General features: G+C 70.5%; 22 protein-coding genes. 11 read left to right on the top strand and 11 right to left on the bottom strand.

Annotation, left to right across the window (positions count from 1 at the left end; translation table 11 throughout):
* Positions 1-164: 164 nt before the first annotated feature.
* Positions 165-1,313 carry a baeRF2 domain-containing protein gene (locus tag ACO0E1_RS05985; protein ID WP_422873358.1) on the top strand — a complete coding sequence of 383 codons (1,149 nt, stop codon included), beginning with the start codon at positions 165-167 and terminating at the stop codon, positions 1,311-1,313.
* 127 nt (positions 1,314-1,440) lie between these two features.
* Here ACO0E1_RS05985 and ACO0E1_RS05980 read toward each other — a convergent pair whose 3' ends face one another.
* A complete protein-coding gene (locus ACO0E1_RS05980) occupies positions 1,441-2,646 on the bottom strand; it encodes an MFS transporter (RefSeq protein WP_422873357.1) in 1,206 nt (401 codons plus the stop codon).
* 84 nt (positions 2,647-2,730) lie between these two features.
* Between ACO0E1_RS05980 and ACO0E1_RS05975 the strand changes: the two genes are divergently transcribed.
* Positions 2,731-3,432, top strand: a complete 702-nt coding sequence (locus tag ACO0E1_RS05975; protein WP_422873356.1) for a GntR family transcriptional regulator — start codon at positions 2,731-2,733, stop codon at positions 3,430-3,432.
* A 128-nt stretch (positions 3,433-3,560) separates the two neighbouring features.
* On the opposite strand, the gene ACO0E1_RS05970 is transcribed toward ACO0E1_RS05975, so the two are convergent.
* Positions 3,561-3,701 carry a hypothetical protein gene (locus tag ACO0E1_RS05970; RefSeq protein ID WP_281266762.1) on the bottom strand — a complete coding sequence of 47 codons (141 nt, stop codon included), beginning with the start codon at positions 3,699-3,701 and terminating at the stop codon, positions 3,561-3,563.
* 235 nt (positions 3,702-3,936) lie between these two features.
* On the opposite strand from ACO0E1_RS05970, the gene ACO0E1_RS05965 reads away from it, so the two are divergent.
* The 7 genes from ACO0E1_RS05965 to ACO0E1_RS05935 all read left to right on the top strand — a co-directional run bounded on the left by ACO0E1_RS05965 (position 3,937) and on the right by ACO0E1_RS05935 (position 12,867).
* A complete protein-coding gene (locus ACO0E1_RS05965; RefSeq protein WP_422873355.1) occupies positions 3,937-5,037 on the top strand; it encodes a LacI family DNA-binding transcriptional regulator in 1,101 nt (366 codons plus the stop codon).
* Between the two features lie 357 nt (positions 5,038-5,394).
* Positions 5,395-7,122 carry an ABC transporter substrate-binding protein gene (locus tag ACO0E1_RS05960; protein ID WP_422873354.1) on the top strand — a complete coding sequence of 576 codons (1,728 nt, stop codon included), beginning with the start codon at positions 5,395-5,397 and terminating at the stop codon, positions 7,120-7,122.
* Positions 7,119-8,099 (top strand): ABC transporter permease, encoded by a 981-nt coding sequence (locus ACO0E1_RS05955; protein WP_422873353.1) that lies wholly within the window; start codon positions 7,119-7,121, stop codon positions 8,097-8,099. Before ACO0E1_RS05960 ends, ACO0E1_RS05955 begins: the two co-directional genes overlap by 4 nt.
* Positions 8,096-9,022, top strand: coding sequence for an ABC transporter permease (locus ACO0E1_RS05950; protein ID WP_422873352.1), 927 nt, complete (start codon positions 8,096-8,098; stop codon positions 9,020-9,022). The genes ACO0E1_RS05955 and ACO0E1_RS05950 overlap by 4 nt, the downstream gene beginning before the upstream one ends.
* Positions 9,019-10,767, top strand: a complete 1,749-nt coding sequence (locus ACO0E1_RS05945) for an ABC transporter ATP-binding protein (protein WP_422873351.1) — start codon at positions 9,019-9,021, stop codon at positions 10,765-10,767. The genes ACO0E1_RS05950 and ACO0E1_RS05945 overlap by 4 nt, the downstream gene beginning before the upstream one ends.
* Positions 10,764-11,633, top strand: a complete 870-nt coding sequence (locus tag ACO0E1_RS05940; protein ID WP_422873350.1) for an alpha/beta fold hydrolase — start codon at positions 10,764-10,766, stop codon at positions 11,631-11,633. Before ACO0E1_RS05945 ends, ACO0E1_RS05940 begins: the two co-directional genes overlap by 4 nt.
* 25 nt (positions 11,634-11,658) lie before the next feature.
* Entirely contained in the window at positions 11,659-12,867 is a 1,209-nt protein-coding gene (locus tag ACO0E1_RS05935; RefSeq protein WP_422873463.1) for a glycoside hydrolase family 1 protein, read from the top strand.
* On the opposite strand, the gene ACO0E1_RS05930 is transcribed toward ACO0E1_RS05935, so the two are convergent.
* Both ACO0E1_RS05930 and ACO0E1_RS05925 read right to left on the bottom strand, forming a co-directional pair.
* Positions 12,849-14,030, bottom strand: a complete 1,182-nt coding sequence (locus tag ACO0E1_RS05930) for an ankyrin repeat domain-containing protein (protein WP_422873349.1) — start codon at positions 14,028-14,030, stop codon at positions 12,849-12,851. The genes ACO0E1_RS05935 and ACO0E1_RS05930 overlap by 19 nt on opposite strands.
* 10 nt (positions 14,031-14,040) lie before the next feature.
* Complete coding sequence (locus ACO0E1_RS05925) at positions 14,041-15,114, bottom strand: acyltransferase family protein (protein WP_422873348.1); 1,074 nt, start codon at positions 15,112-15,114, stop codon at positions 14,041-14,043.
* Between the two features lie 115 nt (positions 15,115-15,229).
* Between ACO0E1_RS05925 and ACO0E1_RS05920 the strand changes: the two genes are divergently transcribed.
* Both ACO0E1_RS05920 and ACO0E1_RS05915 read left to right on the top strand, forming a co-directional pair.
* Complete coding sequence (locus ACO0E1_RS05920) at positions 15,230-16,426, top strand: glycosyltransferase family 4 protein (protein WP_422873347.1); 1,197 nt, start codon at positions 15,230-15,232, stop codon at positions 16,424-16,426.
* Positions 16,423-17,091, top strand: coding sequence for a sugar transferase (locus tag ACO0E1_RS05915; protein WP_422873346.1), 669 nt, complete (start codon positions 16,423-16,425; stop codon positions 17,089-17,091). Before ACO0E1_RS05920 ends, ACO0E1_RS05915 begins: the two co-directional genes overlap by 4 nt.
* 47 nt (positions 17,092-17,138) lie before the next feature.
* On the opposite strand, the gene ACO0E1_RS05910 is transcribed toward ACO0E1_RS05915, so the two are convergent.
* The 7 genes from ACO0E1_RS05910 to ACO0E1_RS05880 are packed head-to-tail and all read right to left on the bottom strand — an operon-like array spanning position 17,139 to position 25,221.
* On the bottom strand, positions 17,139-18,269 hold the full coding sequence (locus ACO0E1_RS05910) for a glycosyltransferase family 4 protein (RefSeq protein WP_422873345.1): 1,131 nt from the start codon (positions 18,267-18,269) through the stop codon (positions 17,139-17,141).
* Entirely contained in the window at positions 18,266-19,492 is a 1,227-nt protein-coding gene (locus ACO0E1_RS05905; protein WP_422873344.1) for a glycosyltransferase family 4 protein, read from the bottom strand. The genes ACO0E1_RS05910 and ACO0E1_RS05905 overlap by 4 nt, the downstream gene beginning before the upstream one ends.
* 9 nt (positions 19,493-19,501) lie before the next feature.
* Complete coding sequence (locus ACO0E1_RS05900) at positions 19,502-20,689, bottom strand: MATE family efflux transporter (RefSeq protein WP_422873343.1); 1,188 nt, start codon at positions 20,687-20,689, stop codon at positions 19,502-19,504.
* Entirely contained in the window at positions 20,686-21,972 is a 1,287-nt protein-coding gene (locus tag ACO0E1_RS05895) for a hypothetical protein (RefSeq protein ID WP_422873342.1), read from the bottom strand. Before ACO0E1_RS05895 ends, ACO0E1_RS05900 begins: the two co-directional genes overlap by 4 nt.
* On the bottom strand, positions 21,969-23,090 hold the full coding sequence (gene wecB, locus ACO0E1_RS05890) for a non-hydrolyzing UDP-N-acetylglucosamine 2-epimerase (RefSeq protein WP_422873341.1): 1,122 nt from the start codon (positions 23,088-23,090) through the stop codon (positions 21,969-21,971). The genes ACO0E1_RS05895 and wecB overlap by 4 nt, the downstream gene beginning before the upstream one ends.
* Entirely contained in the window at positions 23,087-24,166 is a 1,080-nt protein-coding gene (locus tag ACO0E1_RS05885; RefSeq protein WP_422873340.1) for a polysaccharide biosynthesis C-terminal domain-containing protein, read from the bottom strand. The genes wecB and ACO0E1_RS05885 overlap by 4 nt, the downstream gene beginning before the upstream one ends.
* Positions 24,163-25,221 (bottom strand): polysaccharide biosynthesis protein, encoded by a 1,059-nt coding sequence (locus ACO0E1_RS05880; RefSeq protein WP_422873339.1) that lies wholly within the window; start codon positions 25,219-25,221, stop codon positions 24,163-24,165. Before ACO0E1_RS05880 ends, ACO0E1_RS05885 begins: the two co-directional genes overlap by 4 nt.
* Positions 25,222-25,242: the final 21 nt, after the last annotated feature.

Genomic DNA, 25,242 nt, shown 5'->3' with positions numbered 1-25,242 from the left:
GGGGTTGCGGTTCAGCCAACCACAAAACCGAGCGACAGTGCGATTTCGGCGCTGGGTGTTCCCTCCGATGTGTGACGTCGGAGCGTTCACGGGTGGAGTGTGGTCGGAACGTGAGAGCGCAGGGGCTCCTCGAGTTCCTGCTCCGTCCAACCGAAGGAGTTGCCATGACGTCGACCAACGTCACGAACGAACTGCACCGGATCCTGGGCCAGCGACTGGAGGGCGGAGGCACGTGGGCGTGGGCCTACGTGGACGCCTCGGGCAACGTCGAGGATCCCCGTCGCCAGGCCGCGCTGAAGCTCCGCGGGGTCGAGGAGGCACTCCGGGCGCAGGGCTCGGACCTCGACGCGGTCGACGTCATCGCCGGCGAGCTCGAGAACAGCCCCGGCGTCCCGTCACCGGTTGCGCGGTACGTGCTCGTGCATGACGGCACCCTCGTGTTGAGCGAGGTCCTGCCCGGCCCGATGCACGCCGCCGAGTCGATCGGCGTCGGGGCGGTGCCGGATCTCGTGCCGCTCGTCGCGCACCGGCCGATCGACCTGCCGTTCCTGGTCGTCCAGGTCGGCAAGGACGGCGGCGGGTACCGCGCGTTCAAGCTCGGGCACCCGGCGACCTCCGACGACGAGGAGCGCATCTCCGGGGAGACCTTCGACCAGCACAAGGTGAAGGGCGGCTTCGGCGACTGGAAGCAGCCGCGCTGGCAGAGTCGCACCGAGGAGGTCTGGCGGCAGAACACGAGTGAGGTCGCGAGCGCGATCGACAAGGCCGTCGCGCGACTCTCGCCCGCGTTGATCGTCGTGGCCGGGGACCTGCAGGCACGCCCGATGCTCATCGAGCGGCTGTCCTCCGACGCCCGTCGGCTCGTCAGCGAGGTGCCGGGAGGCGGGTTCGACGAAGAGGTGCTCGGCGATCACGTGCGCGTCGCCCTCGCCCGGGTGATCGCGAAGCACCGGCACGACCTCGAGGACTCGCTCCGGTCCCACGTCGGCCGCGGGGACAACCAGGCGGTGACCGGGCTCGGACCCGTGGTCGAGGCGCTGCAGCAGGCACAGGGGGCGACGATCGCGCTCGACGCCGTGGCCGTGGGGGACCGGACGCTGCTCGCGCTCGGGGCAGCGCCGTGGATCGCGACCGCACCCGAGCAGGCTGCCGGCGTGCCGGTGATCGGCCCCGTGCCCGCCGTCTGCGCGCTCGTGCGTGCTGCGGTGCTCACGGACGCGGAGCTCGTGCTGGTGAACGCGGCGTCGTTGCCCGGAGGGGCTGCGGCGGCGGCCCTGCTGCGCTGGCCGGTCGGCCCGACCGTCCCGGCGTGATCGGGTGGGGGCGGGGGCCGTTTCGCGCGTAGGAGGTCGAATCGCGCGTAGGAGGTCGTTCGTTCCGGCCTCCTACGCGCGATTCGGCTTGCTACTCCGGGTGTGATGGGACGGATCGCCCGCGGTGTCAGTCGTGGGACCGGTCGGCGCGCGGCACGAGCGGCAGCGCGGCGAGCGGCAGCAGCGCCACGATGCCGAAACTCGCCGCGAACCCGAGCGCCCCGACGAGCGCGCCGATCCCCGGTCCGACGGCGCTCGCCGCGATGAACTGCCCGGTGTTCTGCGCGCCGAGTGCTCTCCCGGACCAGAACGGCCCAGCGGCCTCGGCCACCGACGTGTACGCGAGGCCGTTGTCCGCCACGGTGACGCTCGTCGCGATGACGAGGAAAACCGCCGCGCCGGCCAGGTGTGTCGCGTCGACGAGCGCCAGCACGGCCATCACCACGGCGGCGCTGACCGCGACGATGCGCAGCGGTCCGACCCGGGATCCCGCGCGGTCGCTCCACACGCCGACGAGGATCCGCCCGATCGCACCGACGAACTGGGACGCCCCGACGAGCAGCCCCGCCGCCGGCGTCGACCACCCGAGCCCGACGAGCCACACCAGTCCGTACGTCGACAGCGTGAACTGCGGCACCACGAGCAGGATCGACACCGCGTGGATCCGCCACAGGAAGCCGTTCGTCCGGTAGGGGTTCGCCGTGACGGTCGTCGTCGCCTCCGAACGGGCCGGCCGCGGCGGGTTCGCGATGCCGATCGCACACAGCACGGCGAGCACCGCGCACAGGAGGATCGGCAGGACGAGCGATGCCCGGATGCCCTGCGCCTCGGCGAGCTGCGGCACCGTGACCGCCGCGAGGGTCACCCCGAGCGGCTGCGACATCTGCCGGATCCCCATCGCGAGCCCTCGGCGCTCCTTCGGGAACCAGCCGACGACCACGCGCCCGCTCGCGGCGTTCGTCGACGCGCTCGTCATGCCGCCCGCGAGGAACGCCAGCCCGAGCAGCACCGGGTTCCCCGCGGCTGCCCAGGCGGCGACGACCGCGAGCGTGGTGAGCACGAGGCCGCCGGCGATCACGATGCGCTCGCCGAAGCGGTCCGTGATCGCGCCCCAGGCGATGAGCGTGAGCACCATGCCGAACGTCGGCGCTGCGGCGAGGAGCCCGGCGAGCGTGAGTGACGTGCCCTGGGCGTGCAGGTACGGGATGAGCAACGCCGGCGAGGAGACCACGAGCGTGCCGGCGGCCTGCGCGGCGACGCCGAGCGCGAGCATCGTCCAGGCGCGGGCGGTGATCGGTGGTGTCGTGGCCGGGCGAGGAGCCGTCGTCGTCATGGAAGCAGTCGTTTCGTCTCGGAACTGATTGGTATACCAAAACGGTATACCATCCGAGGCGCTGCGCCACTAGGCTGATGTGCCGTGACCGAACCGACCGACGCAGCCCCCGTGTCGCAGACGGCCCAGCTCTACGACAACCTCCGTGGCGCGATCCTCACGCTCGACATCGCGCCGGGCGAGCGCATCTCCGAGCGCGGGCTCGAGGCGCGGTTCCACGCCTCGCGCACGCCCGTCCGCGCAGCGCTGTCACGACTGGAGCGCGAGGGGCTGATCCTCCACGAGGGGCGCTCGTGGACCGTCACCCCGATCGACCTCGACGAGATCGCGTCACTCGCCGAGCTCCGCGGCGTGCTCGAGCCCGCCGCGGCACGCCTCGCTGTCGCACGTGCGTCCCGCGAGCAGCTCGCCGAGGTCCGGGCGCACCTGGACGCCCTGCAGCCGACGCCCGACCAACAGGCCGGCATCCGGATGGGCTCGACGTTCCACCTCGACCTGGCGGCCCTCGGCGGCAACCGGTTCGTCACCGACGCGATCGCCGATGCGCTGACCCGGCTGGAGCGGACGCGTTGGATCGAGGTCCGAACGCCCGAAGCCCGCGACGCAGCATGGGACGAGCACAGCGCCATCCTCGACGCCGTGCAGGCCGGGGACGCCGACCGCGCGGCCGAACTGCTCGCCGCGCACGTCGCCGGGACGAACGACCGCCTGCTCGCCTTCATCGCACAGGAGCGCCGCCGTCTGCGCGGTGCCGGCATGGCGATCGTGGGCGCGACGGAGCGCTGACGGCGCCGACACGAGACCACCGCGACGCGACCTGCGCGACCCACGGCGAGCCCTGGACGCGACCCGGTCGAGGAGGCGACGGCGCAGTCGTGCCGCGCCGGGCCTCCTGTCCGGGCCGCGTCAGCGGCTCACTCGATGCGCGTCCGTTCCTCGGCGATCCAGGCGTTCACGGAGTCTTCGGAGTGCTCGAGGAGCGCGTCACGCACCTCTGCCTCGTCGCGGTTCAGGCGGTGCGCGTCGCGGCGCCCGGAATGTGTCGACTGTGACATCTCGATCGTCCTTCCCGAGTGCGGGCGCATGCCCGCGATGATGCGGATACCGTCCGCTGATTGAGCTTCCCCACGGGACGTACTGAGGTCGCTCCAGTGTCGTCGGATCTGTCCGGAGCGCGCAAGGGTTCCGGAGCGCTTGTGGAGAAGTGTGTCGGCGACCGGTGCCTAGGATGGTCCGCTGTCGGGGCGGCTCGCCCCCGGCGCGGATCACCAGACGGACGGGAGGCACGGGTTGGCCGACCAGCGCACGGCACCTCCCACGGTCTACGACGTCGCCTCGGCGGCCGGCGTCTCGATCGCGACCGTGTCCCGCGTGCTGCGCACGCCGGACGCCGTCCGGGAGGGCACCCGTGACCGCGTGCAGGCGGCGATCCGGGCACTCGGGTACGTCCCGTCGGGCAATGCTCGAGCGCTCGCCGGACGTCGCACGGGCGTGATAGGGCTGCTGCTCCCCGGGTTCGACGTCGTCGCGGACGAGCGACCAGGACTGGTCACGGACGGTGGTGTCCGGGTGGTCGACGACCGTCGGCACGTGACGCAGCCGTTCGCCTCGAACCTGTACTTCGACGAGGTTCTCCGTGGCGCCGAGACCGAGGCGTGGCAGCGTGGCCTCGCGCTCATGGTCGCCGCCGGTCGGGGCCCCTCGCGCGACGTCATCGTGAACGACGTCGCCGGCCGGGTCGACGGGCTCGCGGTGCTGGCGCAGACCGTGCCGGACGACCTGCTCGAACACGTCGCCCGCCGGATCCCCGTCGTGATGCTCGCCGACGACCGACGCTCGCACGGCTTCGACTCGGTGAGCGTCGACAACGCCGCGGGCATGCGCACGCTGGCGTCGCACGTCATCGGGCGGCTCGGCATCCGGTCGATCGCTTACGTCGCCGGGCCGATCGACTCGCCGGACGACAAGGAGCGTGCGGCAGGGTTCGCGTCGGCGCTGGCTGACCACGGTGTCGAGGCGTCGTCCGTCCGAACGGTGCACGGCGACTTCGGGCGGGTCCGGGCGCGAGAGCTCGTCGGGCCCCTGTTGGCCGATGGTGTGCCGCGGGCGATCGTGTGCTCGAACGACCAGTCGGCACTCGGGGTGCTCGACGGGCTGCTCACCGCCGGGCTCCGAGTGCCCGAGGACGTCGTCGTGACGGGGTTCGACGGCATCGACGCCGGGCGGTTCTCCTCACCGCGACTGACCACCGTGCACCAGCCGATGGGGGAGCTCGGACGTGCTGCGGTCGCGGCGATCGTCGACCGGCTGGACAGCCCCGCCGGGCCTCCGCGCTCGATGCGCCTGCCCGTCGAGGTCCTGCTGCGCGAGAGTTGCCCCCCGGCGCTCTGACGCGCCGCGCGCGCCGCGCCGCGCTGCGCCTCGGGCGCCGCGCCACGCCGCCGAGCGCGTGAGATCGCACTTCGTGTCGCAACCCGCGCGCCGGAAGCGACACGAACCGCGATCTCAGCCGCGGGATCCTCCCCAGCCGCCCGCGACCGGTGTGGTGCGTGGCGGGCCCGACCCGGGCCTCCCGTCCGGTGAGATCGCATCTCGTGTCGCATCGTGGGCCGCGGAACCGACACGAAGTGCGATCTCACCGGATCGGCGCGAACCGTGACGGGGGACACCGAAACCCGCCGGTTGCGCAGCGCGATGTAAGCGCATACATTGTCCCGGTACCCACTCGACACGGAGGTCGACCGAGCAATGACGCTTCCCCCACAGCGCACGCGCGGCCAGCGCGCACCCGGCACCCGCCGGCGCGGACGCCTGATGGCGGCCCTCGCCGGGCTCGCCGTCGTGGCCCTCACCGCCACCGGCTGCAGCATCCAGGTCCGCTCCCAGCCGGACCCGAGCATCGGCAAGGACACGATGCTCATCAACGCGGACCACGGCAACCCGCTGTTCGACCGCAACTTCAACCCGTACATCGCCAACGCCCGCACGGCGTCGAAGTGGATGTACGAGCCCCTCATCGAGGTGAATCCGCTCGACGGCAAGCGCAACCCGTGGCTCGCGAGCAGCTGGACGCAGCCCGACGCCAAGACGATCGACATGACGATCCGCAGCGGCGTGAAGTGGTCCAACGGCGACGCGTTCAGCGCGAAGGACGTGGTCTTCACGTTCAACCTGCTGAAGAAGTTCCCCGCGATGGACGTCAAGGGCGCATGGCAGCACATCGCCAGCATCGACCAGCAGGGCCAGCACGTGGTCTTCCACCTGAAGTCGGAGGACGTGCCGAGCCTGACGATCATCGGGCAGACGTACATCCTCGGTGAGCAGCACTGGAAGGACGTCAAGGACCCGACGACCTTCCGTGACCCGAATCCCGTCGGTACCGGCCCGTTCGTGCTCGGGAACTACACCGACCAGCAGTACTCGATGGACAAGAACCCGCGGTACTGGCAGGCGAAGAACATCGTCATCAAGCACCTGATCCTGCCGGCGACGAACACGCAGCTCGACACCGTCACCCGTGGCTACGACTGGGCGTACTCGTTCATCTCCGACGTGAAGGGCACGTGGGGTGCCGCATCGAAGACGAACACGTACTGGTTCCCGCCGGGCGGCGTGATCGGCCTGATCCCGAACCTGACGAAGGCGCCGTACAACGACGTCAACGTCCGTCGGGGCATCTCGCTCGCGCTGAACCGTGACGACATCGCCGAGACCGCAACAGAGGGGAACCTCAAGGCCGCGGCGCAGACCGGCCTGATCCTGCCGAACCAGGAAAAGTACGTGAACCAGCAGATCCCGGACAAGGGCGTGGTGACACAGGACGTGGAAGCCGCACGAGCATCCTTCGCGAAATCGGGCTACCAAACCGAGGGCGGCAAGATCGTCAAGGACGGCAAGCAGCTCGAGATCACGATCATGACCGCGAACGGGTACTCCGACTGGCTCCGCGCCGCGCAGGAGGTCCGCCGCAACCTGACGGCCATCGGCATCAAGGTGACGATCCAGGCTCCGCAGCCCGCCGGGTACCAGCAGAACATCAACAACGGCACGTTCGACATGGCGATGGGCGGCATGGGCAACGGCGACGTCTACCAGGCGTTCAACTCGCTGCTCAGCAGTGACTTCTACCAGCCCGTCGGCAAGTCGACCGTGAACAACTACGAGCGCTACAAGAACGCCGACACGCAGAAGCTCCTCGACGAGTACAAGGCGACGACGGACACCGTGAAGCAGCAGGAGATCCTGAACCAGCTGCAGGAGATCGTCTACAACGACCTGCCCGTCATCGGGATGTACTACGGCGGCCTCTGGGGGCTCTTCAACACCAGCAAGTTCGTCGGCTGGCCGAGCGCGAAGGACCCGTACATGGCGCCGCAGAACTACGACTCGGCCCCGTTGCTCATCTTCTCCAAGCTGCGACTGCGTGACAGCGCCGCCGGGCAGAAGATCCTCAAGGACGCAGAGGACAACCAGTGAAGTACATCCTCCAGAAACTCGTCCTCTTCGTCCTGACCCTCTGGGCAGCCGTCACGCTGAACTTCGTGCTCCCGCGCCTCATGCCCGGCAGCCCGACCGACGCGGCACTGGCGAAGCTCAGCCAGAACGGCCCGGTCACCGACGCCACCAAGAAGGCCATCGAGGCCCAGCTCGGCGTCCCGACCGGCAACCTCTGGGACCAGTACGTCAACTACCTGCACCAGGTCGTCACGCTCGACTTCGGCGTGAGCTACACCTTCTACCCGCAGAACGTCGGGGACCTGGTCGCCAGGGCCCTGCCGTACACGCTGATCCTCGTCGGCCTGGTCACGATCATCGCCTTCGTGCTCGGCACCCTGATCGGCGTCGGCGCCGCGTGGAAGCGCGGCACCTGGCTCGACTCGCTCCCGACCCTGTCCGGCAGCTTCATGTCGACGTTCCCGTACTTCTGGACGGCACTCCTGCTGCTGTTCTTCCTCGGCTACGTCCTGCACTGGTTCCCGACCACCGGCGCGTACTCGGCGACGACGACGCCCGGCTTCAGCGCGGCGTTCGCGGGTGATGCGATCCAGCACGCGATCCTGCCGGCGGTCACGATCCTGGTGACGAGCCTCGGCGGCTGGATCATCGGCATGCGCAACGCGATGATCAACACGCTCGGTGACGACTACGTGACCTTCGCCGAGGCGAACGGCCTCCGCGGTCGCACGGTCGCCATCCGGTACGCCGCCCGCAACGCGATCCTGCCGAACCTGACCGGCTTCGGTCTGGCGCTCGGTGGCGTCGTCGGCGGCTCGGTCCTCGTCGAGCAGGTGTTCGGCTACCCGGGCATCGGCTACCTGCTCTTCAACGCCGTCATCGGCCAGGACTACCCGCTCATGCAGGCACTCTTCCTGATGATCACCGTGTCGGTGCTCATCGCCAACTTCATCGTGGACGTCCTCTACGGCGTCCTGGACCCGAGGACTCGACGATGACGACGATCGCAGTACGCACCCAAGAAGAATCCCAAGCACCATCCCGATGGAAGTCAGCCGCCCGCCAGTTCGGCGTCGTCTGGGGCAACACCAAGGCCAGGATCGGCATCATCATCCTCGCGGTGTTCGTGATCGTCGCGATCGCCGCCCCGCTCCTCGCCCCGTACGGCGCGAGCCAGAACGGCTTCGCCCGGTCCGCCGACGCGACAGCCGCGCACTGGATGGGCACGACCGCCGCCGGTGAGGACGTCCTGTCCCAGATCATCTACGGCGCAAGGATCTCGGTCCTCGTCGGCGCGGTCGCGGGCATCCTGTCCACGCTCGTCGCCGTCGCGATCGGCCTCAGCTGGGGCTACGTCCGCGGCTGGATCGCCGAGGTCATCGGGTTCATCGTGAACCTCTTCCTCGTCATCCCGGGTCTGCCCCTGATGATCGTCATCGCGGCCTACCTGCAGAACGGCGGCATCGCGGTCATCATCGCGGTGATCGTCGTGACCGGCTGGGCATGGGGTGCTCGCGTGCTCCGCTCCCAGACGCAGTCGCTCCGCGGCCGCGACTTCGTGACCGCAGCGCAGTTCTCCGGCGAGGGTGCGACCCGCATCGTCTTCCGCGAGATCCTGCCGAACATGACGAGCCTGATCGTCGGCAGCTTCTTCGGTGCCGCGACGAGCGCGATCCTCGCAGAGGCCGGCCTGGAGTTCCTCGGCCTCGGCGACTCCTCGATCGTCAGCTGGGGCACGATCCTCTACTGGGCGCAGAACTCGAACGCGCTCCTCACCGGCCAGTGGATCCTGCTGTTCGCACCGGGTCTGTGCATCGCGCTCCTCGCGATGAGCCTGACCCTGATCAACTTCGGCGTCGACGCCGTGTCGAACCCGCGACTGCGCGAGGGCGCGCGGGTCAAGAAGGAGAAGGCCGCATGACCAGCCTGGAGGCTCCCATCACGTCCGCCCCGCAGGCTGCGGACGTCCTGCTCGACGTCCGTGACCTGTCGGTGGTCTACGAATCGGCCGGCCAGACCGCGGTCCAGGCGGTCGACCACGTGTCGTTCTCCCTGAAGAAGGGCGAGTTCGTCGGCCTGGTCGGCGAGTCCGGTTCCGGCAAGTCGACGCTCGGCTACGCGCTGACACGGCTGCAGAAGCCGCCGGCGCGGACGAACGGCGGCAGCATCGTCTTCGCCGGCAAGGACATCCGCGACCTCGACGATGAAGCGCTCCGCCAGCAGCGGCAGGGCGGCTTCGCGATGGTGCTGCAGTCCGGCATGAACGCGCTCAACCCGGTGCGGACCATCCGCAACCACTTCATCGACATCTTCAAGGCCCACGGCCACGTCCCGCGTGAGCGCTGGGACAACCGGATGCGCGAGCTCGTCGGGAAGGTCAAGCTCCCCGACTCGATGCTGGCGCGGTACCCCGGTGAGCTGTCCGGCGGCATGCGGCAGCGCGTGTCGATCGCGCTGGCGCTCTCGCTCGAGCCGCAGCTCATGGTGTTCGACGAGCCGACGACGGCACTCGACGTCCTCGTGCAGCACGCGGTGATGGACACCATCATCGAGCTGCAGCGGTCGGAGGGCTTCACGGCCGTGCTCATCTCCCACGACCTCGGCATCGTGCTCGAGGCCACGGAGCGCGTCCTCGTGATGCACGAGGGACGGATCGTCGAGGACGGCGGCTCCCGCGCGATCCTCCGCGACCCGCAGGACGAGTACACGCAGATGCTCCTGTCGCACTACGCGGACCCCCGTGCCGAGGTCGTCTCCCTGCCCGGCTTCCCGGACCGCTCGCTCCGTGCGGAGTCGGGAGAGAAGCGGCAGGAGGCGACGACCTCGCACGCGACCGTCGGCACCCGCGAGCGCAGTGCGGCGAAGAACCCGATCGTCGTCGACGGCCTCGTGAAGACGTACGCCCCGCCGCGTCGTGGAGAGGAGCCCGTGCGGGCCGTCCGCGACGTGTCGTTCACCCTCGAGCCGGGGCAGTCGCTCGCGCTCGTCGGCCAGTCGGGCTCCGGCAAGTCGACCATCGCGAAGATGCTCACGGGCGTCGAGAAGCCGACGAGCGGCACGGTCCGGTTCGGTGACCTCGACGTCGCGAAGCTCGGACGCCGGGGCCTGCGGGACCTGCGCTCCGAGGTGCAGATGGTGTTCCAGGACCCGTACGCAGCGCTCAACCCGCTGCACACGGTCGAGTACACGCTGACGCGGCCCGTCGTGAACTACACGGGCCTCCGCGGCAAGGAAGCGCGGCACCGCGTGCTCGAACTCCTCGAGACCGTGGGGCTCACGCCCGTGGAGCAGTTCGCGCAGAAGCTCCCGCACCAGCTCTCCGGCGGGCAGCGGCAACGCGTGGTCATCGCCCGGGCGCTCGCGAGCGACCCGCAGGTGATCATCGCCGACGAGCCGGTCTCGATGCTCGACGTCACGCTCCGTGCCGGCGTGCTCGCGCTGCTCGAGGACCTGCGCGAGCAGTGGGGCGTCTCGCTCCTCTACATCACGCACGACCTGCTGAGCGCCCGGCTCATCACCGACGACATCATGGTGCTGCACGACGGCGCCGTCGTCGAGCGCGGGCGGACGGCCGACGTGCTGCAGAACCCGCAGGACAGTTACACGATCGACCTGCTCGACGCGGTGCCGAACCCGCGCCGACGTCTGGCGGAAGGAGCACTGTGAGCACCCTGCACGACTTCGAGGCCGTCCCCGCCTTCGGACACCTGCCCACCCCGGACGGTGTCGACGTCGTCGGCGTCGACCTGCCCGTCGGCCGACTGACGGCGTACCGGATCGTGCCGGAGGGCGAGTCCAAGGGCACCGTCCTGATCGTCCCCGGGTACACCGGCTCGAAGGAGGACTGGCGGACCTTCCTGCCGATCCTCCGCGACGCCGGCTGGTCCGCCGTGGCGATCAGCCGTCGCGGCCAGGCCGATTCGGTCGCGCCGACGGACCGGAGCGAGTACACGCTCGAGCAGGAAGCCGCCGACGTCGTCCGGGTCGCGAGGCTCCTCGACGACGGCGCGCCCGTGCACCTCATCGGGCACTCGCTCGGTGGGGTCATCGTCCGCGCCGCCGCGATCCAGGACCCGAGCGCCTTCCGCGACGTCACGATGTTCTGCTCCGGCCCGCACGGCTGGGCGAACCGCAAGGCCGCCGAACGCGCGATCGTCTCGGAGTCGTGCAGCAACCGCGCGCTCTTCGACGCGACGAACCCGCTCTGGGCCGGCCGTCCCGACGAGGAACTCCCCGACGACGTCCGGATGGTCCGCGAGCGCTTCGACCACACGAGCGTGCTCAGTGTGCTCGCCGGCGCCGGCATCCTCGAGGACCCCTCCGACACCACCGAGGCGCTCCGCGAGACCGGTCTCCCGACCCTCGTCGCGCACGGGATCTGGGACGCAGCCTGGCCCATCCCGTGGCAGCACGACATGGCCGAGCGGCTCGGTGCCGACTACGCGGTCATCCCGGAGAGCTACCACGGCCCCCAGGTCGAGAACCCGCTCGGGACGGTCGCCGTCTTCGATGCGTTCTTGGCGAAGCACTGACTCGAGCAAGCACTGAAAGGACCCCATCATCACCACGCTGACCTTCCCGGACGGCTTCCTCTGGGGCGCGGCCACCGCTGCACACCAGATCGAGGGCAACAACGTCAACAGCAACTGGTGGGTGCACGAGCACGAGCCGGACACCACGATCGTCGAGCCCTCCGGGGACGCCGCGGACAGCTACCACCGGTACCGCGAGGACATCCGCATCGCGGCCGACCTCGGGCTGACCTCCTACCGGTTCAGCATCGAGTGGGCCCGCATCGAGCCGGAGCGCGGGTTCGTCAGCCGCGCCGAGATCGACCACTACCGCCGCATGGTCGAGGCTTGCCACGAGTTCGGCATCGAGCCGATCGTCACCCTCATGCACTTCACCGTGCCGCGCTGGTTCGAGCGCGATGGCTTCTGGCGTGCCCCCGACGCCGCCGACCTGTTCGCGCGCTACACCGAGGCGGCGCTCCCCGTCGTCTCGGACGGCGTCCGCTACGTCTGCACGATCAACGAGCCGAACATCGCGGCGATGCTCGCCGGAGGCGAGGACGCCGCGAACCTGGTGGCCTATGGGCTGCCGAACCCGGACCTGGGAGTCGCCGACGCGTTGCTGGCCAGCCACAAGCGGTCGCGAGAGGTGCTGGGACAGGTGTCGGGCCTCCAGTCCGGGTGGACCATCGCGACCCAGGCGTTCAAGTCCAACGGTGAACCCGGTGCCGACGAGATGCTCCGCGAGTACGGGTACCCGCGCGACGACTGGTATCTGGAGAACGCCGCGGGCGACGACTTCCTCGGCGTGCAGGCGTACACCAGGACGTTCATCGGGCCGAACGGGCCGCTGCCCGTCGCCGAGACGAAAGAGACGACGCTGACCGGGTGGGAGTTCTACCCGGAGGCCTCGGCCGACGGACTCCGCAGCGCGTGGGAACTCTCCGGCCACGTGCCGCTGATGATCACCGAGAACGGCATCGCCACCGCGGACGACACCCGTCGGCGTGCCTACACGCAGGGCGCCCTCGAGGGGATCCACCGCTGCATCGAGGACGGCATCGAGGTCCTCGGCTACCAGCACTGGTCGCTCCTGGACAACTACGAGTGGGCGTCGGGGTTCCGGCCGACCTTCGGGCTCGTGTCGTGGGACCCGGTGACGTTCGAGCGCACCGTGAAGCCGTCCGCGCACTGGTACGGCGGGGTCGCGAAGGCGAACGCGCTCGAGACGGCTGATCAGCCGGCCGCGTCGTAGTTCGCCAGCTGTTCCGCGACCGCCGGGTCGCGGAGCAGCTCGGCGCGGTCCGACGCCGTGGACCCTTCGGCGTCCTCCGCGCGCACGTCGACGTCCATGCCGAGCACGGCCTGGACCGTGTCCGGGTCGCCGGAGTCGACCGCGGCGATCAGCAGCGTCGCGCCGCGCGAGCCGATCGCCCTGGTGTCGGCGCCCGCCTCGGCGAGGGCGCGCACGATGGCGGCGTGACCACCCCAAGCGGCCCGGACGATCGGGGTGTTGCCGTCGGTGTCCCGTGCCTCCAGGTCAGCGCCCGCTGCGATCAGCGAGCCGAGCGCGGCGCGGGCATCGCGATCGACGGCCAGGGTGAGGGGCGTGCGTCCCTCGACGTCGTGCAGGTCGACCGTCGCGCCGAGCCCGACCAGGGTGTCGACCATCGCGGCGTGGTCGAACCATGCAGCGGCGTGCAGCGGGGCGAATCCCCAGCGTGGGTCGAGGTCGTCGATGTCGCTCGCGTCGTCGGCGAGGTGCAGGCCTCCCAGGTCGTTGTAGGCGGCGGCGCGGACCACCTCGGTCGCGAGCTCGATCCAGCCATCAGGGACCGGGCCGTGCCAGCCGCGCGTCGGGCGGGCGTCGAGGTCGGTGAAGTCGGACTCGTTGACGCTGCGGACCTCGATCGTGACGTCCGTGAAGCGGATCGCGACCTCGCCGATGGGGGAGACCAGCAGGCGGAGCTCCCACTCGTCGCGACCGGCATGCTCGATCTCGCCGCGCACGATGTGGGCGTCACCGGCGAGGAGCGTGTCCGGATCGAGGCGCGGTGGCTCGATCACGGCGTCGTCGAAGCGCATCGTCACGCGAGCGTGGTTCCAGCGACGCCAGAGGCCCTCCGGGGTGTCGAGCACCTCGTCGTTGCGGACCATCACCTGCGCGTGCAGGACCACCGGGTCCGGCTCGCCGTGGTCGGGGAGTGCTGCGGTGTCGTCCTCTGCTGCCGCTTGGTGTCGGCGGCTGGCCTCGACGGTCCACTTCGCGATGCGGGAGTCCGACCAGCGGACCGTGGCGAGCGCGGCGACCGGCGGGGGCGCGTCCTGCACGAGGCGCGCGAGGTGGTCGGTCTTGCCCTCGAAGTCCTCGAGGGACACGTAGCCCACCGAAGGCCAGTTCACTCGACTCCATCGCACGGGGTCGAGACTAGCGGGCGTGTCCTCTCCGGATCGTCGGGCGTGAATCGAGCCGTCGGCGGAGGCGAGCCATCGGCTGTTCGACGACCACCCCGAGCAGTGCGCCGACACCGATGGAGATCACGAGGGCAGCGCCGCGGATGGCCGCGCCGCTGCCGAGGTGCAACATCGTCGCCAAGACCACGACGTGCCAGAGGTAGAGGGAGTAGGTCGCGTTCGCGCCGTACCAGACGAGGGGCCGCCAGCGGAGCGCTGGGGCGAGTGCCGTCCCCGGGTGCTCGAGGCCGGCGATGAGCGCTGTGCTGGCGATCGCCGCCGTCGGCATCAGCACCAGGATGCTGGCCGGGTCGCTCTTCCAACCCGCTGGGAACAGCGCCACGATGACGCCGAGCGACGCGGCACCGGCCCACATCGTGCAGCGCTGCGCCGCCGGGTTCCACTGGCCGCGGCGTCGTGCACTGTTGATCACGAGCGCACCCAGGCAGCCGGCGCACAGCGCGGACATGCTGAGCGAGGGGGCGTAGTAGACGGTTGGCGGCCCGTCGTCCGCGCTCGGCGCGAAGAGCGGCACGGAGACGATCGGGCCGAGTACGACCGCAGCGGCGAGGACGACGGCGAGGATCCGGGGCCCGCGAGCGAGCCGAAAGAGGGCGATGAACGCCAGCGGCCACAGCAGGTAGAACTGCTCCTCCGCCGCCAGGCTCCATATGGGGTCTAGGACGCCCTGGCGCAACCCCGCGAGCCGTGCGAGGTTCGTCGTCGACGTCAGGGCGATCGCCGCCGCTGCAGCGAGGTTGGGGTTCGAGTCGGAGTACCCGCCGACGAGTGGCCACAGGAGCGCAACGCCTCCGACGAGGACCGCGAGCGGCGGGCCGATCCGCAGGAGCCGGGATCGCGCGAACCGCGCCAGCGCTATCCGACCTTCGCGTCGGTGTTCTGCGAGCAGGCCGTTCGTGATGAGGAATCCGGACATCGCGAAGAACGCCGGCAACGCGAGGACACCAGCGTGCAATCCCGGGACGCCGACGTGGTACGCCACGATCGCCACCGCGAGCACTGTCCTCAGCCCGTCGAGCTCGACCACGCGACGTGAACTCCCCGATGTTCGCACTCACGAATCGAACCACTGATCCCCTGCATATACAAATAACACATGCTAATATGTCACTATGCGTATGCCTGCCTCTCCGCTTCGGGTCGTGGTGGTCTCCCAGTACTACCCGCCGGAGACGCACGGCTCGATCCCGCGATCGGTCGCCCACGGGCTCGCCGAACGCGGGCACGATGTCCGCGTCGTCACGACGTTCCCCAACCACCCGTACGGCCGCCTCTTCGACGGCTGGCGTCAGCGGTTCCGGCACGTCGAGGCGGACGGGCCCGTCACGGTCCGTCGTGTTCCGATGCTCCCCGACCACTCCGGCAGCGCCGCGCGGCGGGTCCTCGCCTACCTGAGCTTCGCCGCGTCGTCGGTCACGGCGTCGTGGTTCGCGCGACGGGCCGACGTCGTCTACGTCTACGGCGCACAGCCGACCGCTGCGATCGTGCCGATGCTGTGGCGTCGCGCGTTCGGTGTGCCCGTCGTCCTGCACGTCCAGGACATCTGGCCCGAGTCCGTCACCGGCTCCGGCATGCTCCCGAGCGGCCGAGCCGTGCGGTGGGCGGATGCGTGGATCCTCCGGTGGTTGCGCGGGCTCCACCGCAGCGCGGCGCACGTCGTCGCGATCGCTCCCGGTGCGGCGCGCCTCCTGCAGGAGCGTGGCGCGGACTGTCGGCGCACCTCGGTCATCCTGAACTGGGCGACGACCGCTCCGGATCGGATCGAGCGACCGTCGGGCGATCAGCGGACCCGAGTCGTCTACGCCGGGAACCTCGGGCCGAACCAGGGGCTCGACACGTTCGTCCAGGCGATGGCACGGTGCCGGGACCTGCCGGGACTCGAGATGGAGTTCATCGGGGACGGCCTCGCCGCCGATGCGCTCCGATCGTCGGCGACCGCGCTCGGCGTGGACTCGGTCAGGTTCAGTCCAGCGGTCCCGCGCGACCGCATGTCAACCGTGCACGCGACCACCGACTTCGCGGTCGTGGCCCTGCGTGACGTTGCCATGTCGGACGTCACCATCCCGTCGAAGCTCCAGGACGCGCTCGTCCACGGCGTCCCCGTGATCGCGGCCGTCCCAGGCGACGCGGCCGACGTTGTCCGCGACGGGGAGGCCGGGTTCGTGGTCGCTCCCGGTGACGTCGATGCGCTGGAGACGGCCATCCGCTCAGCGCACGCGACGAGCCCCGCCGAGCGGCGTCGGCTCTCCGACGCCGCGCTCACCGTCGCCGACCGGCACATGCACGCCGGTCGCGCGCTCGACCACCTCGACCACCTCCTCCGAAAGGCAGCATCGTGAGCAACCCGTCCGACATCCGCACCTGGGACGCTTGGAAGCGTGCCTTCGACGTCGTCGTGGCCGTGACCGCCCTCGTGGTCCTCGCCCCGCTCCTGCTGGTGGTCTCCGTGTTGGTGCGCTGCGGTGGTGGCGGTCCGGCGCTCTACCGGCAGACCCGACCCGGCCTGCACGGCGAGCCGTTCGAGATCGTGAAGTTCCGGTCGATGCGATCCGACCCCGTCCTCGAGCGTGCAGGCGCCGACGCCGACCACATGCGGATCACGCCGATCGGCAGGGTCCTGCGTGCCACGAGCATCGACGAGCTCCCCAATCTCGTCAACGTCGTCTGTGGCGAGATGAGCATCGTCGGACCGCGGCCGCACCTGATGTCGTACCTCGACCTCTACTCGCCGCACCAGGGGAGGCGGCACGAGGTCCGACCGGGCATCACCGGGCTCGCGCAGGTCCGCGGGCGGAACGCGCTCGACTGGGCCACGCGGCTCGACCTCGACGTCGAGTACGTCGACCGACGCTCGTTCGGGCTCGACATCCGCATCCTGTTCGCGACCGTCCGGACCGTGGCCACGGGGCACGGGGTCGCGCAGCCAGGGCACGTGACGATGGCGTTGTTCGAGGGGAACGAGCAGCTGGACACGTCGAAGGTGCTCGCGGCGACGACGTCCTGACACACCGCAGCGCTGACGCCGGGCCTCTGGATGATCGTGGCCCGGCGTCAGCGCTGCATGAGCATGTCGAATACGTGCGGGGCCTGGGCGCGCCGCCGCCAGTCGTCGTACGCGTCCGCTGCCGCCGCTGATCGACGGTCGAGGTGATCCGGACCCGCGGCGGCCCATCGCTCGATCGCGGCCGACCAGCCGTCGTCGCCGACGACCTCGCCGCCGCCTGCACGGATCCGATCCGTCCACGGGGTCGTGTCGGACAGCAGGACGGGGCACGCTGAGGCGAGCGCCTCGGCGATGGTGTGCCCGAAGTTCTCGCCGGCCGTCGGCGCCACCATCGCGTGTGCACTCCGCAGCGCGGCCAAGACGTCGCCGTGTTCCCGGCTCCCCACGAACTCGACCACGACGTGTGCCGGCAGCGCGTCGGCCGCCTTGCGGCATCGACGGCCGTAGGCCTCGTCGTCCACCGGGCCGATCACCGTCAGGCGCACGGGCCGTTCGACGGTGGCGAGGGCCTCGATGGCCAGGTGCGTGCGCTTCTTCGGACTGATCCGACCGACGCAGACGAGCTCGAGACGATCGGAGGCGATGGCAGGCCGCCGCGTCGCGGACTCGGGAAGCGAGGTCTCGTTCTCGCGGACCACCACCTCCGCGTCGGCGCCGACAGCAGCTCGGATGTGCGCGGCCTCCGTGTCCGTGGACGCGTGCCAGACGATGCCACGGAAGAGCCCGGTGCGCCGTCCGGCGGCGAGGTACGCCCGCTTCTTCGTCGACTTCAGCGCCAGGGCGCCGGGGTCGAACTCGCCGCGCGGTGCGACGAGGAACCGGGTCCGCGATGTCAGCCCGAGGCGGTGGAGGGCCATCGGCAGGATCGCGAACCGTGCGTCGAACACGCTGTTCACGTACGTCAGCGTCGGTACCGGGCGAGCGCACATCGCGCGCGCGAGGCGGATCAGCCCGGGGACGCCCCTGGTGTCGAGGAACCGGATCGTCCTCCCTGCGTCGTCGAACGGCACGGTCGGCACGTCGAGGCGATTCGTGGCCCCGAGGTCGCGGTCCCGTGTGACGACCTCGACCACGAAGCGATCCGGCGCCGTCCTCGTCAGAGCGTCGAGCGTCCGGATCGGACCGCCACCGTCCACGGCCGGTGTGAAGTAGGGGGCGAGGACCCGCACGGTCGTCATCGTGCCGCTCCCACCACGTCGTCGAGCAGCGAGCGCCACCGGCGTTCGACCACCTCCGTGGCGAACTCAGCGACGACGTGGGCACGTGCGACTTCGCCCCGTCGATCCGAGCCCGAGCGGTCCTGGACGACGTCCTCGAGCGCAGCCGCGAACTCCGGGACGGTGTCCGTGTCGAGCGGGACCAGTCGCCCGACGTTCGCGGGCACGGCGTAGCGGGCACCGCGCGTGGCGGTCGTCACGATCGGGAGTCCAGAGGCCATCGCCTCCAAGAAGACCACACCGAGTCCCTCTTCGCGCGACGCGAGGGCGAACACCGAGGCGCTGCGCAGCAGTTCGGCGAGCCGGGTGTCCGATGGGGACTCGACCACGCGGACGTGTTCCGCGAGTCCGAGTTCGCCGATCAGGTCGTGGTCCTCGGTCGGGAGCGCATGGCGGCCGGCGAGCACGAGCTCGTTCCGGACACCGTGAACCCGGCGGGCGATCTCGTACGCGCGCACGAGCGTCGCGACGTCCTTGCGCGGGTCGTTCAACCGACTGACCATGAGAATCGGCCCGCCTGCGTCGCGTCGCTGCGCCGGCTGGAAGGCGTCGACGTCGACCCCCGTCGCCAACAGGTGGACCGGGCGATCCGTCCGATCGCGGATGAGCGCTGACATCGAGTCGTTCATCGTGACGATCGCCTCCGGCAACGTCAGCGCACGATGGTCGAGTCGACGCGTCGACCGGGTGGCGAGGCGGAGGAGGGCACCACGTGCGCCCCATGTGGTTGCGAGTCGGGCGGCCCGCTCCTCCTCGACCACCGTCGCGACCTTGAGGATCCACGGCACGCGGACGTCGCGCATGACGTTCCCGATCGCAGGGGTCCCGGCGATGACGATGGCGGCGTCGCACTCGTTCACCAGGTCGGTGAGCGCACGCCGCGGTCGGTAGCGGTTCGCCTCGATCTCCGGCATCGTCGTCCCGACGTCCCAGATCTCCAGCGTCGTGCCCTGACGGCGTCGAGCCACCGGGCCTCGTCGCATCGTCGCTGGTCGGAGCACGGATGCGTGCTCGGGCGCACGGTGGTGCATCCGTGGCGAGACGATCCGGATGTCCCATCGGTCCTCGTGCGGGACGTGCGCGCCGCTGAACGTCGTCGCGACGAAGTCGGCGACGGCGGCGAGGCCACCACCACGGGCGACTGCCGTGCGGTACTCGGGGACCACGATCGCGAGCGTGGGCATGGGGTTCTCCTATCGGGTCTGGCGTCGTTCGAGCAGGGCGAGACTCGCCCACCACGCGATGGCGTTGCAGAGGGTGATGACAGCGGCCGACAGCACGACGGCGACGATGCCGTGGGGTGCGGCGAGCACGACGACGGGCACCCGGACCACGGCGCCGCCGATCCGGAGGGCGAGCACGCGCCGTCCACGACCGAGCGCGCGGTGCGCGGCCTCCGGCACCGCGGCGACGAGCTGGAACAGCAGCTCGGCGGCCGTGAGTGCGAGTACGGGCGCGACGAACGGCCACGTCGCACCGAGCAGTGCGGATCCGATCGGCTCCGGCACGACGGCGAGCGCCGCGAGGAGCGGCAGCGACGCGGCGCAGAGGAACACCGTGTCGAGCGCGAGTCGGGGGACGCCGGCCCCGGTCTGCAGGTGTGCGACGGCTCGGGGGATCAGGACGGAGCGCGCCGCCGTGAGCGTGACGGTCACAGGTCCGGCAAGGGTTCCGGCACCGCGGAGTGCAGCTGCGATGGAGAGCCCGCCGATGGCGGTCGCCACCCAGGTGACGAGCTGCACGACACCGCTCCCGACGAGCGTGTCACCGGCATAGGACAGCGACAGCTCGGTCGGTACGGGTGTGCTCGACCACTTCGGGGACATCGCGAAGCCACCACGGACGACCGCGACGTACCCCAGGGTCGCACCGGCCAGTGCCCAGATGCCGAACGCCACGACCCCGCCCCACAACCCCAGCAGCGTGCCGGTCAGCGCGATGCCGCCGGCGCCGACGAGCATTGCTTCGATCAGCACCGCGGAACGCGCACGACCGCGAGCAGTGTGCACGGCGCGGACGCACTCGCGGAGCGTCAGGCCGTGGACCGCGAGCGCGCCGACGGCGAGGAACTCCGATCGGAGGGCGACGGCGGCGACGGCGATCACGAGCGCGCCGATCAGGCCGATCAGGGATGCACGACCGAGCCGCCGCAGCCGATCGGGGCGCTGACCGTCGACGACGAGCGGATCGGTCACGGCCGACCGGGCGAGTGCTGCCACGAGCAATGTGGCCGCTGCGGCGACACCGAAGCGACCGGTCTCCTCGACGGTGGACGACCGCGCGACCGCGACCGCGACGAGGAGCCCGGCGGCGCTCGTGCAGGCACTCGTGGCGAGCGCCGGAACAGCCCGACCGCGCATCCGTGTCACGATCGCGGTCATCGGCGCACCAACTCGCGCACGGCGGGAGTGACATCGGTCAGGCTCGGCGATCGCGGACTGCGCTTCGCCCAGACGAGCAGCAGGACGAACACCGGCGACGTCGACACGAGCGTCTGCAGCATGACCACGGCGACGTCCGGCGGCGTCGCGAACCAGGAGAGCGGCCCACCGATCATCAGGGCGAGGACGATCAGCGCGTTGGGTCGCTGTTCGATGGACTGCCACGGGCGGAGCGTCATCATGATGACCGCGTACCCGGCGTAGACCAGGAACAGCACGAGCGAACCCCAGAAGAACCAGGTGGTCGCGACCGGGAGGAACGTGTACGACGAGAACGGCACACCGCCGAGGAACTCGTTGATGAGGTTCCCCGATGAGATCGCCGGTCGACCGGGGTCGAGCGCCCGCGGGACGAGGCCGTACCGGACCGACGTCCAGAGGTCCGGCTGCCCGAGGTCGTGCCCGGCACCGAACTGCTCGGCCCGCGCGATCTGTTCGTCGAAGCGGAGACGATCGGTGGCGGAGACGTCGTCGCTCACCACGATGCCGTTCGCCTCGCGCTGGACGTTCCGGATGGCGTAGACGGTCGGCCAGACGACGGCTCCGAGCGCTGCGGTGATGACGATCCACCGCGTGGCCACCATGCGGGTCAGGAGCATGAGGGTGAGTGCGAGGACGAGGAACGTCGTCGCCCGTGCGGTGAGGTTCGAGATGTACGCGAGCACCGCCTGGGTGGCGACGAGGACCAGGATCCACCGCAGGGCTGCCACGGTGGTGAACCCGCCGAGGAACCGCGCGGCGATGATCATGGCCAGGGCCACGAACGACCACGACACGAACGGGGTGAGCACGGTGAGGACGCCGGACGGCAGCACCCCGTCGACCTGCGACCGGAGCGTCGCCCCGCCGAGGAGCGCCAAGGCGAGGTTCGCGACGACGGAGAGGACCGTGACCGCGCGGGCGAGGACCGCCACCCGGTCGGCGTGCCACGACGGACCGCCGAGACCAAGACCGCGCCCGGCCTCGCGCCCGCGCCCGCGACCGGCGTCGGCGCGGCGGGCGCGCCCTGACCGCCGTTCGGCCATCGCGATCGCAGCCACCGTCGCCTCGACCGCGAACGTGCCGGCGAGGGCGACCCCAGCAGTCCGGATGATGAAGTCGGTGCCGGGGTTGTCGTCCCAGATCGCCATCGGCAGGAAGAGCACGAGGTACGGCAGTCCGACGACGATCGTCGTCGGGAACCGGAGCGCGAGCCGGACGCCGGACGGCCGCGACGCGTTCACGGCCGTCGCCGGATCCCGGCGTTGGCGTGGTGCGCGTGTGCCGTGCCGAGGATGAAGGCGACCACCCGCCGGGCCGTGTCCGGTACTGCGTACTCGACCGGGCCTCCCGTCGGTCCCACCGCGTGGGCCGCGCGCGCGAACCGGATGGCGTCGACGACCGGGCCGGCGGTCACGCCGGCGGTCACGATGGACCCGGCGTCGATCGCCTCGGGGCGCTCGATCCGGTCGCGGAGCGTGACGGCGGGGAAGCCGAGCATGACGGACTCCTCGCTGATGGTGCCGGAGTCGGACAGCACGACGAACGCCGAACGCTGCAGCGCGTTGTAGTCGTGGAAGCCGAACGGGGCGTGGAAGACGAGCCGCGGGAAGCGGTCGGCGTCGATCGCGTCGAGCGATCGGCGTGTGCGGGGATGGGTCGACACGAGCACCGGGAGGTCGTGGACGTCGCCGACGGCCTGCGCCGCCGCGAGCAGCGAATCCAAGCGTGCGGGATCGTCCACGTTCTCTTCACGGTGGGCGCTCACCAACACGTACCCGTCGGCGGACAGCCCCATGCGTGCCAGCACGTCGCTCGCGACGATGCGCGCGCGGTGTGCGGCGAGCACCTCGTACAGCGGCGACCCGGTGAACACGATGCGGGACGGGTGGATGCCCTCCGCGAGCAGGTTCCGGCGCGCATGCTCGGTGTACACGAGGTTGTAGTCCGCGACGTGGTCGACCATCCGTCGGTTGGTCTCCTCCGGCACGTTCTCGTCGAACGACCGGTTGCCCGCCTCCATGTGGAACACGGGGATGCGCATCCGCTTCGCGACGAGTGCGGAGACGGCACTGTTGGTGTCGCCGAGGACGAGGACGGCGTCCGGGCGCTCCTCGAGGAGGACACGCTCGGTCTCGCGCAGGATGTCGCCGAGGACGGCGCCGAGCGACGACGTGTCGATGGAGAGCAGGTGATCGGGCGCACGGAGCCCGAGGTCCTCGAAGAACACTCCGCTCAGCTGGTGGTCCCAGTTCTGACCGGTGTGCACGAGGACGTGGTCGCAGGTCGACTCGAGCAGGCCGATGACGGCGGAGAGCCGGATGATCTCGGGGCGGGTGCCGACGATGGTGAGTACCTTCATGCTGCGTCCTGGTGGGTGTCGGGTCGGTCGGGGTCGAAGAGGTCGTTGGTCCAGAAGGCGGTCACGAGGGGACCGTCGCCGGTGTTCGTGATCGAGTGGGCCCAGAGCGTGGGCATGTCGACGGCGACCGGGTCGTCGCCGGTGACGTCGATCACACGGCGCTCGCCGGTGAGGACGCGACGGAGCACGATCCGGGCGCTGCCCTGCACCACGACGAACCGTTCGAGTTTGCGCCGGTGGAAGTGGTCGCCGCGCGTCACGCCCGGCTTGGTCGTCGAGACGCCGGTCTGACCGGTGCTGCCGTGCGCGCGGACCAGCTCGGTGAACGCACCGCGCTGGTCCTTGGCCGAGGCGAGTCGGTGGACGGGCGCGATGCCGAAGGCGTAGGAGCGGTAGGTGTTGAGCAGGTCACGGTCGAAGCCGTCGGGGAGCGCCGGGATCTCGCCGCGGTCGTACACCGCTGCGAGGGCCTGGAGGCGCTCGGCGAGTTCCGGGATCGTCACCGTGGTCCCACGTCGCGCGAGCTCGCGCGGGTCGATCTGCCCGGCGAGGGCCTCCGCGACGTCCTGCGCGTGCACGAAGGTGCGCTCCTGGTCGGAGTCCACGGGCAACGGCAGGTTCTTGGCGATCCGGTCGCAGAAGGTCGAGGTGACGGTGTTGTGGTCGGGGACGCCGTGTTCGCCGAACACGTTCTCGATGCGGACGTCGACGTACTCGGCGTCCCACCGCTGTGCTGCTGCGGCGAGGACCTCGTTCGCGCCGGCCTTCCCCTGCCCGTACGGCGTCGCGGTGCCAGCGGCGACGGAGTTCGCGTGGACCACCCGGCGTGGACGGGCTCCGGCGTCGTCGATCGCCGCGACGAAGCGCCGTGCCAGGTCGACGTTGCCTTCGTGCAGCTCGACGTCGGTGCCGCGTGCGATGCCCGCGACGTGGATCGCCGTGTCCGTCGTGGTGAGTCCGTCGGTGGCGACGGCCCGCTTCCGCAGGTCGACGTCCTGCCACCGTTCGCCGTGTGCGTGCAGGAACGTGCGCAGGTGCCAGCCGACGAGACCGCCGCGCCCGCTGACGGCGATCACGCGGCGACCCCGGCGAGGTGCCGGCCGGCCCGGGCGAGCTCGGCGCGGATCTCCGGCAAGCTCAGCAGGAGGTCTTCGACGCCGGGGACGTCGAGCCGGTCGACCGTGTGCGAGTCGTACGCGATGCGCTCGTTCTGCGCGGGGTCGCCGTCCTCGAAGTACGCCGCGTAGTTGAGGTCACGGACGTCGGCGGGGATGCGGTAGTAGTCGCCCATGTCCTCGGCCCGTGCGAGTTCCTCACGGCTGGCCAGCGCCTCCGAGAGCTTCTCCGCGTGCCGGGTGCCGATCACGCGGAACGGCTCGCCGTCCAGCCCGAAGAGGTTGCCGAGTGCGCGGGCGAGATCGCCGATGGTGCATGATGCCGCCTTCTTCACGAACAGGTCGCCCTGGTTCGCGTGCACGAAGGCGTGCTCGACGAGGTCGACGCTGTCGTCGAGGGACATCATGAAGCGGGTCATCTCCGGGTTCGTGATGGTGAGCTGCTGGCCGCGCCGGATCTGGTCGACGAAGAGCGGGATGACGGACCCGCGGGAGTACATGACGTTGCCGTACCGGACGCAGGACACGGTCGTCGTGGCGTCCTGGTTGTTCAGCCCGTACGACAGCGCCACCTTCTCCATGAGGGCCTTGCTGATCCCCATGGCGTTCACCGGGTACACGGCCTTGTCGGTGCTCAGGCACACGACCGACCGGACGTCGGCGGCGACCGCAGCTGCCACCACGTTCTGGCTCCCCAGGACGTTGGTGCGCACCGCCTCGAGCGGGAAGAACTCGCACGACGGCACCTGCTTGAGCGCCGCTGCGTGGAAGACGTGGTCGACACCGCGCATGGCGCGCCCGACGCTCTCCGGCTCACGGACGTCGCCGAGGTAGAAGCGTGCGCGGGAGTCGTTCAGCTCGTGGCGGAGCTGGTCCTGCTTGGCCTCGTCGCGGCTGAGGATGCGGACCTCGCCCACGCCGCGGGCGAGGAGACGCTTGGTGACGGTCTTGCCGAACGAGCCGGTACCGCCCGTCACGAGGACGCGGGTGCCGATGAGGGAGTCGGTGCTGGTCATGATGATCCTGTCTGGAGGCGC

The sequence above is a fragment of the Curtobacterium guangdongense genome, assembly GCF_049341845.1.
In the GTDB taxonomy this organism is placed as follows: Bacteria; Actinomycetota; Actinomycetes; order Actinomycetales; family Microbacteriaceae; genus Curtobacterium; species Curtobacterium guangdongense.
This window is presented reverse-complemented; position numbering and strand designations above follow the sequence as displayed.